This is a genomic window from Parazoarcus sp. PS-13 R2A (assembly GCF_057621855.1).
The window spans coordinates 402,944-415,979 of record NZ_JBYEXN010000001.1; the positions used below are offsets into that span (position 1 = coordinate 402,944).

Genomic DNA, 13,036 nt, shown 5'->3' on the forward strand with positions numbered 1-13,036 from the left:
CTTTTTGCTGGGTGCTGCCTTGGCCTAGCCCTTGACCGCCGGCAGTGGCGCGAGCAGGGCGGCGATGTCGGATTCGCCAAACTTGGCGAGCGCGTTGCCATCTTCCGACAGCACGCCGGCTGCCAGCGCGGCTTTCTTGTCCTGCAGGGCGAGGATGCGTTCCTCGATGCTGCCGGCACAGATGAGCTTGAACACGAACACCGGCTTGTCCTGCCCGATGCGGTGGGCACGGTCGGTGGCCTGGTTTTCGGCGGCGGGGTTCCACCACGGATCGTAATGGATCACGGTGTCGGCCGCGGTCAGGTTGAGGCCGACGCCGCCGGCCTTGAGGCTGATCAGAAACACCGGCGCGCGGCCCTGCTGGAAGTCTTCCACCGGAATGCGACGGTCGCGGGTGTCGCCGGTGAGGCTGACCCAGCCGATCTGTGCCTCGTCGAGCTCGGCTGCGATCAGCGACAGCATCTGGGTGAACTGCGAGAACACCAGAATCCGCCGTCCCTCATCGATGAGTTCGGGCAGCATGTCCATCAGCATGTCGAGCTTCGCCCGCTCGGTGACGCGCGATGCGGCCGGGGACTTGAGCAGGCGGGGATCGCAGCAGACCTGACGCAGTTTCAGCAAGGCGTCGAGGATCACGATCTGGCTGCGGGCGAAGCCCTTGCTGGCAATCTCGCCGCGAATCTTTTCGTTCATCGCCGCACGCACGGTCTCGTACAGATCGCGCTGTGCGCCTTCAAAGGCGACGCTGCGCACGATGATGGTCTTGGGCGGCAGTTCAGTGGCGACGTCTTCCTTGCGCCGGCGCAGGATGAAAGGCTTCAGGCGGGCGGCGAGGAGGTCGCGGCGCACGGTGTCACCGTGCTTTTCGATCGGCGTACGCCAGATGCGGGTGAACTGCTTGAGGTCGCCGAGAAAGCCTGGCAGCAGGAAGTCGAACTGCGCCCACAGCTCGCCGAGGTGGTTCTCCAGCGGCGTGCCGGTGAGGCCAAGCCGGTGCCGGGCGCGGATCTGGCGAATGACCTGTGCGCCCTTGCTTGCTGCATTCTTGACCGTCTGTGCCTCGTCGAGGATCAGCAGGCTCCATTCGCGGGCCTGCAGCGCCTCGGCGTCGCGCCACAGCAAGGGATAGGTTGTGAGCGCAACGTCGACGCCGTCGAGCTCGTCGAAACGTGCGTGACGATCGGCGCCGTGCAGGTTCAGCACCTTGAGCCGGGGTGCAAAGCGTTTGGCCTCGGCCTGCCAGTTGAACACCAGCGAGGTCGGCAGGATGACCAGGGCGGGCTGGTCGAGGCGGCCGGCCTGTTTTTCGGTAAGCAGGTGGGCGAGTGCCTGCGCCGTCTTGCCCAGGCCCATGTCGTCGGCAAGAATGCCCGCGAGGTCGTGTCGCACGAGATGCTGCAGCCACGCCAGGCCTTCGAGCTGGTAGGGGCGCAGCTCGGCCTTGAAGCCTCGCGGTGCGCGTACGCTCTTGATGCCTTCGGCGTTGCGCATGCGTGCCGACAGCGCGAGCAGGGTGTCGGCGCCGCGACCGGGAAGTTCGAGTTCGGCCAGTCGTCCGGCATCGAAAGCGGGCAGGCGCATGGGCTCGCCGGGGCTGTCGAAGAGGTCGACCAGTGCGCGCACCAGCGGCTTGAGGCGGCGGGCCGGAATGCGCAGCCGGCCGAGTTCCTCGTGGTGCAGGAAGATGGATTCGTCGTCGCCGATCTGGTCCAGCGCCCCCGACAGCCAGCGTCCGTCCTGCGCGAACAGCGTCGTTAGCAAGGGCGCCAGCGCGACCGGGCGGCCATCGACCTCGATTCCCGGCGAAATGTCGAGCCAGCCGCTCTCGGCTTCGTCGACGTCGAGGATCAGCGCGTCGATATCGACTGCGTGATGACGGAAGTCCGCCGGCATCTCGATGATCCAGCCTTCGGCCCGCAGTTGCGGCAGCTCGTTGGCGGTGAACTGTGCCCACTCGTCTTCGTCCGAGAGCCCGAGCATGTGCGCGGGCACAAGGTCGTAGCCACCATGAACCTTGCCTGGCGGGACCTTGGCCAGACCGCTGCGGACCAGGCGGCGTGCTGCGGCGGCCTCGACGTCGGCATCACGCTCGAGGCGGGCGGTGCGGCCGTCCGGCAGCGCGTGCAGCAGTGCGCTGTCATGCGCGTCGATGGTGAGTTCGCCGTAGCGGAAAGCCAGGGTTGCGTAATCGAAGTGCTCCAGGCCGTAGCGCGGATAGCTGCGAAAATTCACGCCCGCCACATCGACGGTGCCAATGCGCAGCACCGGGATGGCGGGGCCGCCGACGCGTACCGCGGGGGCATCGCTGCTGGCCGGCCCGGGGAGTTCGGGCGCGACTTCGCGCAGGGTGTCGGCGACGAGTTCGGATTCTGACGGGGTGAGCGGGGGCAGCAAGAGCAGGCGGACGATCTGCTCGGGCGCTGCGTCGAGCGTGATGAGCCCGGCTTCGTTGGTCTTGCGCTCCACGTACCAGGGCGGCACCAGGGGCATGACCAGTTCGGCTTGCGGTTCGACGCGCAGGGCAGGCGCACGCCGGCCATCCGTGGTGGTCAGCCATTCGAGGCGGCCGGGGCGGGCAGCGCCCGGCTTCAGTGCCGGGTTCATGAGGTCTTCGAAGTGGCATCGCCCGCTTTCGACCAGTGCCTCGACCAGCGCCTGCGAGTTGCGCCCGGCGAGCGGCAGCGGGTTGTCGAAAAGCGGGCCGCGCGGGCGCTGGGCCCACAGCAGGCGCAGGATGTCGAGATCCGTGTCGTCGATGAACGAGGGTGGTGCATCGAGCGCCCGCTCGTAGTTGCTCCAGTTCTCCGAACTGCGGATCTGGCCCTGGCGGTCCAGTCTGACCTTGAAGCAGTTCAGTGCGTACTGGCGGGTTTCGGGGTCAAAGCGGACCAGGTAGCGCAGGCCGTGGGTGGTCGATGCCTGTCGCTCGGTCGGGGCAGAGGGCACCCCGGCTGCGGCGCGGAAGGCCTCAACCCAGGCCAGCACCTGTTCGCGCGGACGATTCGGGTCCTGGCGGCGGTTCAGCCACGCCAGCAGGGTGGCCGCGACGTGTTTGCAACTGCCGCCCACAGGGCAGCTGCAGGTGGACTGCAAGGCGCGTGCGGCCAGCGGGTGAGGGTTGAACCGGATCGCCACACGGTAGGGCTGACGCGCAGAGCCCTGAACCTGTGCCGAAAGCAGGTCGCCCTCAAGCTGCAGGTTGCTCGTCGCACGCAGGCAGGCGCGCCCCTTGTCCAGTTCGCGCTGTCCGAGCCAGGTGATGATGTCGGCTTCAGAGAAAGTATCGAACACGGTCATGCGGCGGTTTGCGGGGAGCGGGACAGGTTGGGCTGCACGGCAGTCGAAGGTGTCCGGGACACGTTGGCGAAAGGCGGAAGTTTACCCGTAAATGGCGCCGCGCCGTGTGATTGCTGTGCTGATTTGCCCGCGATGGAGTCTGCAGCGGCGCAGGCGCGGGGTGTCGGCGCCTGTTCCTGGCCCGAAAGACAGGCGCGCATGCAGCGAAGAGGGTGGCTTGAGGGGGGCTCCGTGCCCGCAGCGTTTGTGCGGGGGCTGCCCGGATGGGATGGGGGGCGCGGTGCGCCGGGTCAGAGCGATCGGGCGCGGGTCCGATGCGTTCTGACCCTGGCGGTTCAGTCGTTGCAGGCCATCAGGTCGGGGGAGAGACGCCATGCGGGTGCGGTCTGTACCGCGAACCCGCAGCCGGTCCTGGCCCGCACTTCATCGAGTGTCACGCCCGGATGCAGTTCGGTCAGCGTCAGTCCGCCTGCCTGATTGACGAGGAAGACGCACAAGTCGGTGATGATCATGTCCACCACGCCTTTTCCGGTCAGCGGCAGACTGCACTGGGGCAGGATCTTGGGCGAGCCGTCCCGCGCCGTGTGTTCCATCAGCACGATCACCCGACCGACGCCGGAGACCAGGTCCATTGCGCCGCCGGGACCCTTGACCATCTTGCCCGGTACCATCCAGTTGGCCAGGTCGCCGTTTTCCGACACTTCGAGCCCGCCCAGAATGGAAAGGTCTACATGCCCGCCGCGAATCATCGCGAAGGAGTCTGCGCTGGAGAAGAAGCTGCTGCCCGGCAGGCTGGTGATGGTCTGCTTGCCGGCGTTGATCAGGTCGGGGTCCAGCGCCTCGGCGGTGGGAAAGGGGCCGATGCCGAGCAGGCCGTTCTCCGACTGCAGCGTCACCTGCATGCCGTCCGGGATGTAGTTGGCGACCAGGGTCGGGATGCCGATGCCGAGGTTGACGTAGAAACCGTTACGCAACTCCTGGGCGGCGCGCTGTGCCATGCGGTCGCGTACAGGGTCGTGCTTGCCGGGTGCGGCGGCGCCGGCCGTGGTGCGGAATTCGATGCGCTTCTCGTAGTCGCGCCCCTGGATGATGCGGTCGACATAGATGCCCGGGGTATGGATCTGGTCCGCATCCAGCACCCCCGGCTCGACCAGCTCTTCGACCTCGGCGACGGTGATGCGACCGCAGGTGGCGATCATCGGGTTGAAGTTGCGTGCGGTTTTACGGAAGACCAGGTTGCCTGCGCGATCGCCCTTCCATGCCTTGACGATGGAGACGTCGGCTTGGATCGCGGGTTCGAGCACGTATTCGCGTCCTTCGAAGGAACGTGTTTCCTTGTCTTTTGCGAGGAGCGTGCCGTAGGCGGTGCGGGTGTAGAAGCCCGGGATGCCGGCTCCGCCTGCGCGCAGGCGTTCGGCCAGCGTGCCCTGGGGAACGAGTTCGAGTTCCAGTTCGCCGGCGAGCACCTGACGTTCGAACTCCTTGTTCTCGCCCACGTAGGACGCGACCACCTTCTTCACCTGGCGCGTCTTGAGCAGCCGCCCCATGCCGAAATCATCGACGCCGGCATTGTTGCCGACGATGGTCAGTTCGCGGGTGCCGGCCTGCAGCACCGCGTCAATGAGATTCTCCGGTATGCCGCACAGGCCGAAGCCGCCCGACGCCAGGGTCATGCCATCGAACAGCAGTCCGTCGAGGGCTGCTGCGCCATCCGTGTACACCTTGTTCATTTCTTTTCGACTCCCCTCAGATCCTGTCTCTGGCAAAAAAAGGGGCAGGCCGTGGCCTGCCCCGCGCGGAACAGCGCTCAGTCAGCGCGTTCCGGCACCGGCATGCCGATCCAGTCCTTGTAGAAGGACTCGATATCCGGCTCGAAGTCGTGGATCACCGGATACCAGGGGGTGGGCGCTTCGACGTCGTGCATCGTGCCGCAGGTCGGGCAGTAGTACTCGCGATAGACCTGCCACTGCGTGTCGGGCGCCATCAGCCTGGGATACACCTCGGTCATCGCCTCTTCGGTGTCGCGCACGTAGATCGAGGCATGCATCTTCCAGTTCTCGCGGTAGTCGCAGAACTCGTGACCGCAGTCACACTTGATGAGCCACTTCTTGCTCTTTGCGGACTGCACGATGTACATGTGCGGGCCGAGCGGCAGGACGATGCGATCCTTGAACGTGACCTTTTTCTGCAAGGCATCGACGTACTGCTTGAAGCGGCTGTTGTCCTTGGGCATGGACAGCATGCGGAAAGTGGTTTCCCAGTCCAGCGAGCCGTCGACCAGGTGCGAAACCTGTTCATTCGTGTAGGTAGACATTGATTGCTCCTTGATTATCTTGGTCGTTTGCCTGGGAGGTCACTCTTCGACCTGGACAACGGTCTTGACGTCCGGCATCAGTGAGAGGTCCATGCGATGCTTGGAGCCGTAGGTCGGCACATCGAGTTCGTCTTCCAGCAACTGCCAGTCGGACGGCAGGGTCCAGAAGTCCTTGAACTGGCGGGTGAACTTCTCCGACAGTGCAAAGCTGGTGGCGAACATGTGCTGCACCTGCACCGACGCATGCTTGTTGAGGATGCGTTCGCGCTCTTCCTTCATCCACTCGCGGGTCGGCAAGGCACGTGCAAGGCGTTCCTTGCGCATCTCGGCACGGCGCGCCTGGGTCGCGGCGGCATCGACCGTGAACACGCCCTTGGCATCCTGCGAGAACACCGCGCCATACACCTTCCGTGCGTACTCGGGGAGCAGGAACTTCTGGTTGAGGTCGCTCTCGATGGCCTTGGGTTCGCGATCGATCGGATCGCCAAAGCCGGGGCCGCCGCGCAGGTAGTTGAGGTAAAGGTCGTGGTTGTCGTAGCAGTCCTCGGTGGTGACGCACTGCTTGTCGCGCTTGACCACCGCGGTGGCATCGATGTGACGCTCGTAATCCGGATTGCTCGGATCGATATCGCCACCCAGCGGCAGGGAGTCGCCGACGGTGATGCGCTGCTCGAGCCCGGTCTTGTGCGCTTCGAAACGGTAGCCGGTGGCCGAGGGGTAGCCGCCCATCATGCCCCAGTCGCTGTTCATGTAGCCGTTGCCCATGAAGAACATCGTCCAGTCCTGGGCGTTCCACACCATGCGCAAGGTCTCGAAGCCGCAACCGCCGCGGTACTTGCCATAGCCACCGGAGTTGGCCTTGACGTTGCGTCCGAGGTAGAGCAATGGCTCGGCCATTTCCCAGATCTCGATGTCGCCCATGTCGCCTTCGGGGTTCCAGATCGCGGCGGCGTGGTTCAGGCCGTCCTTGATGGCGCAGGCACCGGTGCCGCAGGACGAGGCTTCGAAGCTGTTGACCGCGTGGATCTCGCCGTCCTGGTTGATGCCGCCGCCCTGCAGCCAGTTGGAGGTGTTGGCGTTGCCGGCATTGACCTCTTCCAGATAGCCGCGGCTGAAGTAGGACTGGCCGAGGCCGCGCCACAGTGCCGCCCAGCCCGAGACCAGGAAGTGCCAGGCGTAGGCATGGCCGGTGCGGCGGTCGTCAGGGTTGCACCAGGTGCCCTTGGGCAGGTGGAACTCGGTGGCGTAGTAGGCGCCGTCATTGATGCGCTGGGTCGGTACCAGGGTCTGACACATCATCACCCAGATGCCCGAGGTGAAGGCCACCTGGTGGGCATTGAAGGTGTGCCAGCCCCAGCGGCTCGCGCCCTCGAAGTCGAGGCGCCACTTGCCGTCCGGCTTGATCGTCATCTCGCAGGGCGAGTGCATGATCGAGTCGAGCTTGGCGAAGGCGTTGGAGACCTGAACGTCGTCGTGGTTGAAAGGCACGTCGACAAAGGACACCTTGCGATACTTGCCCGGCAGCGTCATCGCCTTGACGCGGCTCATCAGCCCGCGGCGTCCCTCCTCGATGACCTCCTGCGAGAACTTCTCGTAGGCGTCGAGTCCGTCGGCACGGATCACGTCTTCGACCAGCTCGCGGATCATGTGGCAGCCGGCGATGCGGGTCTTTTCGTCGAGGATCCAGTACTTGGGCGTGCGCACCGAACGCTGCGATTCATGCAGCCAGTCGCGCAGCGGCTCGTCATTCACACCGGTCTTGCGGCAGGTGATCATGTAGCCGTCACCGAAGCGCTGGGTCTGGCCGGTGGACATCGAGCCCGGTGTGACCGCGCCGGTGTCGATGACGTGGGTGACGCCGCCCACCCAGCCGATCAGCTTGCCTTCCCAGAAGATCGGCACGATGGTGGCGATGTCGCAGGGGTGCACGTTGCCGATGGCGCAGTCATTGGTGGTGAACATGTCGCCGGGGTTGATCGTGGGGTTGGCTTCCCAGTTGTTCTCGATCATGTACTTGATCGCGGCGCCCATCGTCCCGACGTGGATGATGATGCCGGTCGAGGTCAGGATGCAGTCGCCGGCGGCGTTGTACAGCGTGAAGCAGAGCTCGCCTTCCTGCTCGACGATCGGGCTGGCAGCGATCTTCTTGGCGGTTTCACGGGCGTGGACCAGGCCGCCGCGCAGCTTGGAGAACAGCTTCTCGTAGCCGATCGGGTCGCTGTCGCGCAGCTCGAGCTTCTCCAGACCGTCGTAGTAGCCGGTCTCCTTGGTGCGGGCAATGATTGCGTCGCGGTTCTGCTTGAGCGTCAGGCCGCTCTTGAGCAGGTTGCCGACACCGATTTCCTTGTGGCTCATCATATTCATGATCTGTCTCCTTACTTGACTTCTTTGAGGTGGAACAGGCGATGCTTGTCGATCGTCGTTTCGAAGCCGTCGGGCACGACGAAGGTCGTGGCATCGGATTCGATGATGGCGGGGCCCATGATGTAGTTACCGGCCTTGAGCGACTCCATCTTCCACAGTGATGCTTCGACCCACTTCTTGTGGCGGTAGAAGGGGCGGGTGCCGAGATAGGCCTCCTGCGGCGGAGTGGGGCCGGCATCCGGGTCTTCCGGAAGCACCGGCTTCTGCGTCATGACCATGCCGCGCAGAATCGCGCCGGTGATGGAGAAGCCCAGTTCAGGCGAGCGCGCGGAGTTGGCATAGACGCGACCGTAGGTGGTCTCGAAGGTCTCGATGATCTTGTTCCAGTCATCTGCGGTGGCTGCGCTGGTGACCGGGGAGACGATCTCGAGGTCGTTGAGCTGGCCCATGTACTGCATCTTGTAGCCGGGGATCAGCATCACGTCTTCGGCCTTGTAGCCGTTGATCACGAACTCCTCGATGACCTTGACCGCCAGTTCGCCCCAGGCGTCCTGCAGGCTGGCGCAGGCTGCAGCCTTCTCCGCATCGCTTGCGAACTGCGCCACGCCGAGGTCCACCGATTTGTCGTAGCGGTACTCGAAGTCGGCGCAGGCGCAACCGAAGGCCGAGAAGCCGGCGGCCCAGGCGGGCACCACGACATCCTTGAATCCGACGCCCTCGGTATAGCCGTAGGTGTGCACCGGGCCGGCACCGCCGTAGGAGAAGCAGGTGAACTCGGCCGGGTTGTAGCCCTTGGCGCTGATGTTGGCGCGCAGGTACTCGGACAGGGTGAGGTCGAGCAGTTCGATGACGCCGGCTGCCGCATCTTCGACCGACAGGCCGAGCGGGTCGGCAATCTGCGCCTTGATGTGGTCGCGGGCACGCTGTACGTCGAGCTTGATCGCACCGCCGAGGAAGTTCTCGGGGTTGAGGTAGCCAAGTACGACGTGGCAGTCGGACACCGATACCGTATCCAGCCCGCTGTCGGCCCAGCAGGTACCGACGCGATAGCCGGCGCTGTCGGGCCCGAGCTTGATCGATTTGCTGTAGGGGTCGAGACGCACGAAGCTGCCGGCGCCGGCACCGACCGAGTCCATGGCGACCAGCGGCAGCGACAGCACCAGGCGGGCCATGTCGGGATCGGACTTGATGGCGAAATTGCCCTTGGTGATCAGCGCCACGTCGAAGCTCGTGCCGCCGATGTCGGAGCAGGCAATGTTCTCGTCACCGAGGTACTCGCCCAGCAGCTTGGAGCCGATGACGCCGCCGATCGGGCCGGACACGATGGTGCGGGCCAGCTCCTTGGCCTTCCAGCTGATCGTGCCGCCATGCGTGGCCATCACCCGCAGGTCGAACTTGGCGCCATGCTTCTTGAAGCGGTCGCTCACCTTCTTCAGCGTCTGGCGCGAGGGTTCGGCGCCGTAAGCTTCCAGAATGGTGGTGTTCATGCGGTGGCTTTCCTTGCGCGAAGGGTAGTAATCCACCGAGGCGAAGACCGGAATGTCCACCTTGAGCTTCTGCAGCTCGTCCTTGGCAAGGTCGCGTGCGCGCTGTTCGCTGATCTCGTTCTTGTGCGACTGCAGCAGACAGATCACGATGGCCTGGGAGCCGGCCTCAACCAGTTCGCGTGTGGCCTGACGGACTTCTTCCTCACGCAGCGGAATGACGATCTTGCCCTGCACGTCGGTGCGCTCGGTGACGCCGCGGGTGCGGGAGACAGGTACCAGAGGCTCGTCGTAGCGGTGCGTGTTGAGGTGGATGCGGTCTTCCAGCGCGTAGCCGAGGTAGCTTTGCAGGGCCCGGCCCATGGAGTGGATCTGTTCGAAGCCGCGGTTGCAGATCAGGCCGACGTCGAGCCCCTTGCGCATCAGGATGCGGTTGAGCATCGCGGTGCCGGAGTAGACGCAGGTCGCAAGCTCCGGATAGACATCGTCCACCGTGCGGTTCCAGTGGGCCAGGGCGTCTTCGGACGAGTTGAAGATGGCCAGCGATTCGTCCCCCGGGTTGCTCTGGGCCTTGCCCACCACAAAGCGCCCATCGGCGCGAACGAAGAAGGTGTCAGTCATCGTGCCACCGGCATCGATGCCCATCACCTGTACGGTTGAGTCCTGAACTTGCATGTCGCCTCCTGTCATTGATGTGTCGGGCTTTGAGACTTTTGCCGACGGCCCTTGCCTGGTGATTCGATTCGCCGGCAAGGCATCTCAGTCGCCCCCGGGGTGTTCCCCTGTGCCAGACATCGCAAGGGCTGTTCCAGGTGCGCCCGGAAATGACGGGGAGCTCGTCAATAGAAAAACAAATCAACGGGTTAAATATTTTTATGGTGCACGGGCGCGGTGCCGAGGTGCGTGCTGGAGTGTCCGGATTCCGGACAGTCAGACACTTCTGTCCAGACTTCAGACAGTTCGGAGTACGCATGCTGCGGTGCACAGATTATTGATAACATTGGATATTTTCTTGACGTGCTGATGTGGAGGTATTAGTTTTAACCAGATCCGAATCCCGCATTGACGATGGGGCCATCACACGCTGAAGATGCATTCATCACATCCCATGATTCCACGTGCAGGTAATGAAAGCGCAGTAGCCGACTCCTGGGAGCGCTTCGTGAATGACGATCCGCTCGTGAATGCGCCTGTGCGCGATGTCGTTCTTGAATCATGGCGACGCTGCCGGTCCGAAGCGGTCGACCCCTCGCGGGGGCGCGCTCCGACTGCAGACGAGGCATGGATCAGGGCGCTGCGGGAGAGGCACCGTTCGCTACACGAGGCCGCACGTCCGGTGCTGGATGCGATGAAGGAGGTTCTGCACGAGTCGGGCAGCATCATCATGCTGACCGACCCCAGCGGCACCATCATCGATCTTCATGGCGATACCCGGGCGCGCAATGCGGGTGAGGCGGTCAATCTGGCGCAGGGCGGGCGCTGGGTTGAGAACGTGATGGGCACCAACGCCATCGGCACGGCGATTGCTGCGCTGAAGCCCGTGCAGATCTACGCCAGCGAACACTACTGTCTCGACGTCAAACGCTGGACTTGCGCGGCTGCACCCATACTCGACCTGACCGGCACGGCCTTGCTGGGCGTGGTCGACGTGTCGGGGGTGAAGGAGACCTTTCACGGGCACAGCCTAGGCTTGGTCATGGCCGCTGCAAAGCAGATCGAGGCCGTACTTGCGAGCCGCGAACGCGATCTCCACGCCCGACTGCTTGAACATTCGATGGACAGCTTTGTGCGCTATGGCGGCGACTGCGTCATGGTGTTCGACCGTCGCGGAAGGTTGCTCAAGAGCAATGGGCGGCAGCACCTCGCACGCGAGCAATACGGTGTGCAGTTGCCGTCCATCACCGGGGGCCAGGTCGATGCGCTCGACCTCGAACATTCGCCCGACGAGCGCGCGATCCGTATGCCGCTCTGGCTGAACAGGGAGTGGCTGCAAGTCGTTCGCACCCCGAGCGGCGAGCTGGGGACCATGCTCATCATCCCGCTCAGTCATGGTGCGGGTGAGCAGACACCGAGTGCGGCTGCGCGCGAGGTGCGCGAACCGGCTACATGCCCAAAGGCCGATCCATTCGCCGAGATCATCGGCGTATCGGATGCCCTGGTGGCCGCGAAGGCCCGTGCGCAACGTCTGGCGCCCCTGGATCTGCCGGTCATGCTGCTCGGCGAAACCGGGGTTGGCAAGGAGGTGTTTGCGCGGGCGATCCATAAGGCGGGCGTGAAGCCCGACGCGCCGTTTGTTGCGGTGAACTGTGGTGCCCTGACCCGCGAGCTGCTCGCCAGTGAGTTGTTCGGCTACGTCGAGGGTGCTTTCACCGGTGCGCGTCGCAATGGCTTGCCGGGAAAATTCGAGCTCGCTGATGGCGGGGTGCTGTTTCTCGATGAGATTGGTGAGATGCCGCTCGACATGCAGCCCCATCTGCTGCGCGTCCTGCAGGATGGCGTCGTGGTGCGTCTCGGCGACACGCGCGAGCGTCGCGTGAGCGTCCGGATCATTGCGGCCACCAACCGTGATCTGCGTGGTGAGGTTGCGGCGGGACGCTTCCGTGAAGACCTGTTTCATCGCCTGTGCGTGACAAGCATTCGCCTTCCCGCGTTGCGCGAGCGGCCGGACGACATCAGCCGCATCGTTGATCATCTGAACGCGCGCCTGGCACAGAAGTATGCCTGTCCGGCCAAGCGCATCACGCCGGATGTTGTCGACGCCTTGTTGCATTACCCCTGGCCCGGGAACGTCCGCGAGTTGCAGAACGTGTTCGAGGGGCTGTTCGCGCTGAGTGACAACGGCCTGATCGACCGCAGCGTATTGCCTGAAGAGCTGGTTTCGGCCGGACGGGAAGCAGCATCGCCGGCGGCCTTGCCTGCTGCGGGGCTGAATGGCGCGCGCCTGGAGGATCTGGAGCAACAGGCGATTCTTTCGGCCGTGTCCAATGCCAAGGGGAACATCTCACAGGCCGCAAGGGCGCTCGGTATTTCGCGCAGTACCCTGTACGTCAAACTGGGCGTCTTGCGCGGGCGAGCCGACGGGCTGGCGCATCGGCACTGAGGCGGGGCTCGCCCACGCCCCGGCAAGCGGCTGCGGCATGCCCGTCTGCCCGTTGGCGGCGGCAGATGTGCCGGGCAAACGACTAGGCAAAAAAAGAGCGGGCCGCATCGGGCCCGCTCGTGTGCTGCTGTCAGCTGCCGGTGGCAGCCCGTGCCTTACACGTTCCGATAGACCTCGGCGCCACTCTTCACGAATTCCACCGCTTTCACTTCCATGCCCTTCTTCAGCGCGTCGATTTCGCTGATGCCCTGCTGGGCCGCGAAGTCGCGCACGTCCTGGGTGATCTTCATCGAGCAGAAGTGGGGGCCACACATCGAACAGAAGTGCGCGACCTTGGCGGAATCCTTGGGCAGGGTCTCGTCGTGGAATTCCTTGGCCTTGTCGGGGTCGAGACCAAGGTTGAACTGGTCTTCCCAGCGGAACTCGAATCGCGCCTTCGACAGCGCATTGTCGCGGATCTGCGAGCCCGGATGACCT

The 13,036-nt window shown here is 64.3% G+C and carries 7 protein-coding genes; 1 reads left to right on the forward strand and 6 read right to left on the reverse strand.

Features of this window, described 5'->3' with window-relative positions:
* Positions 1-24: 24 nt before the first annotated feature.
* The 5 genes from AC22G6_RS01910 to AC22G6_RS01930 all read right to left on the reverse strand — a co-directional run bounded on the left by AC22G6_RS01910 (position 25) and on the right by AC22G6_RS01930 (position 10,134).
* Positions 25-3,297, reverse strand: a complete 3,273-nt coding sequence (locus AC22G6_RS01910) for a DEAD/DEAH box helicase (RefSeq protein ID WP_487365381.1) — start codon at positions 3,295-3,297, stop codon at positions 25-27.
* Between the two features lie 335 nt (positions 3,298-3,632).
* The gene (locus tag AC22G6_RS01915) at positions 3,633-5,027 is read right to left on the reverse strand and encodes a 3-oxoacid CoA-transferase (protein WP_487365382.1); all 1,395 of its coding nucleotides are present in this window, start codon (positions 5,025-5,027) and stop codon (positions 3,633-3,635) included.
* Positions 5,028-5,104: 77 nt separating this feature from the next.
* The gene (locus AC22G6_RS01920) at positions 5,105-5,611 is read right to left on the reverse strand and encodes an acetone carboxylase subunit gamma (protein WP_108950702.1); all 507 of its coding nucleotides are present in this window, start codon (positions 5,609-5,611) and stop codon (positions 5,105-5,107) included.
* Between the two features lie 39 nt (positions 5,612-5,650).
* Positions 5,651-7,975 (reverse strand): hydantoinase B/oxoprolinase family protein, encoded by a 2,325-nt coding sequence (locus tag AC22G6_RS01925; protein WP_487365383.1) that lies wholly within the window; start codon positions 7,973-7,975, stop codon positions 5,651-5,653.
* An 11-nt stretch (positions 7,976-7,986) separates the two neighbouring features.
* Positions 7,987-10,134: a hydantoinase/oxoprolinase family protein gene (locus AC22G6_RS01930; RefSeq protein ID WP_487365384.1), complete on the reverse strand. Its 2,148-nt coding sequence runs from the start codon at positions 10,132-10,134 to the stop codon at positions 7,987-7,989.
* 487 nt (positions 10,135-10,621) lie between these two features.
* Here AC22G6_RS01930 and AC22G6_RS01935 point away from each other — a divergent pair, with 487 nt between their 5' ends.
* Positions 10,622-12,559 (forward strand): sigma-54-dependent Fis family transcriptional regulator, encoded by a 1,938-nt coding sequence (locus tag AC22G6_RS01935; protein WP_487365385.1) that lies wholly within the window; start codon positions 10,622-10,624, stop codon positions 12,557-12,559.
* A gap of 155 nt (positions 12,560-12,714) precedes the next feature.
* Here AC22G6_RS01935 and AC22G6_RS01940 read toward each other — a convergent pair.
* Positions 12,715-13,036, reverse strand: a 322-nt coding sequence (locus tag AC22G6_RS01940) for a phosphomethylpyrimidine synthase ThiC (RefSeq protein WP_487365386.1), incomplete at its 5' end; no start/stop codon positions are given.

Bases quoted from the DNA above. Each gene is read 5' to 3' on its own strand.
- AC22G6_RS01910 (WP_487365381.1), bottom strand. From the start codon at position 3,297: ATGACCGTGTTCGATACTTTCTCTGAAGCCGACATCATCACCTGGCTC.
- AC22G6_RS01915 (WP_487365382.1), bottom strand. From the start codon at position 5,027: ATGAACAAGGTGTACACGGATGGCGCAGCAGCCCTCGACGGACTGCTG.
- AC22G6_RS01920 (WP_108950702.1), bottom strand. From the start codon at position 5,611: ATGTCTACCTACACGAATGAACAGGTTTCGCACCTGGTCGACGGCTCG.
- AC22G6_RS01925 (WP_487365383.1), bottom strand. From the start codon at position 7,975: ATGAATATGATGAGCCACAAGGAAATCGGTGTCGGCAACCTGCTCAAG.
- AC22G6_RS01930 (WP_487365384.1), bottom strand. From the start codon at position 10,134: ATGCAAGTTCAGGACTCAACCGTACAGGTGATGGGCATCGATGCCGGT.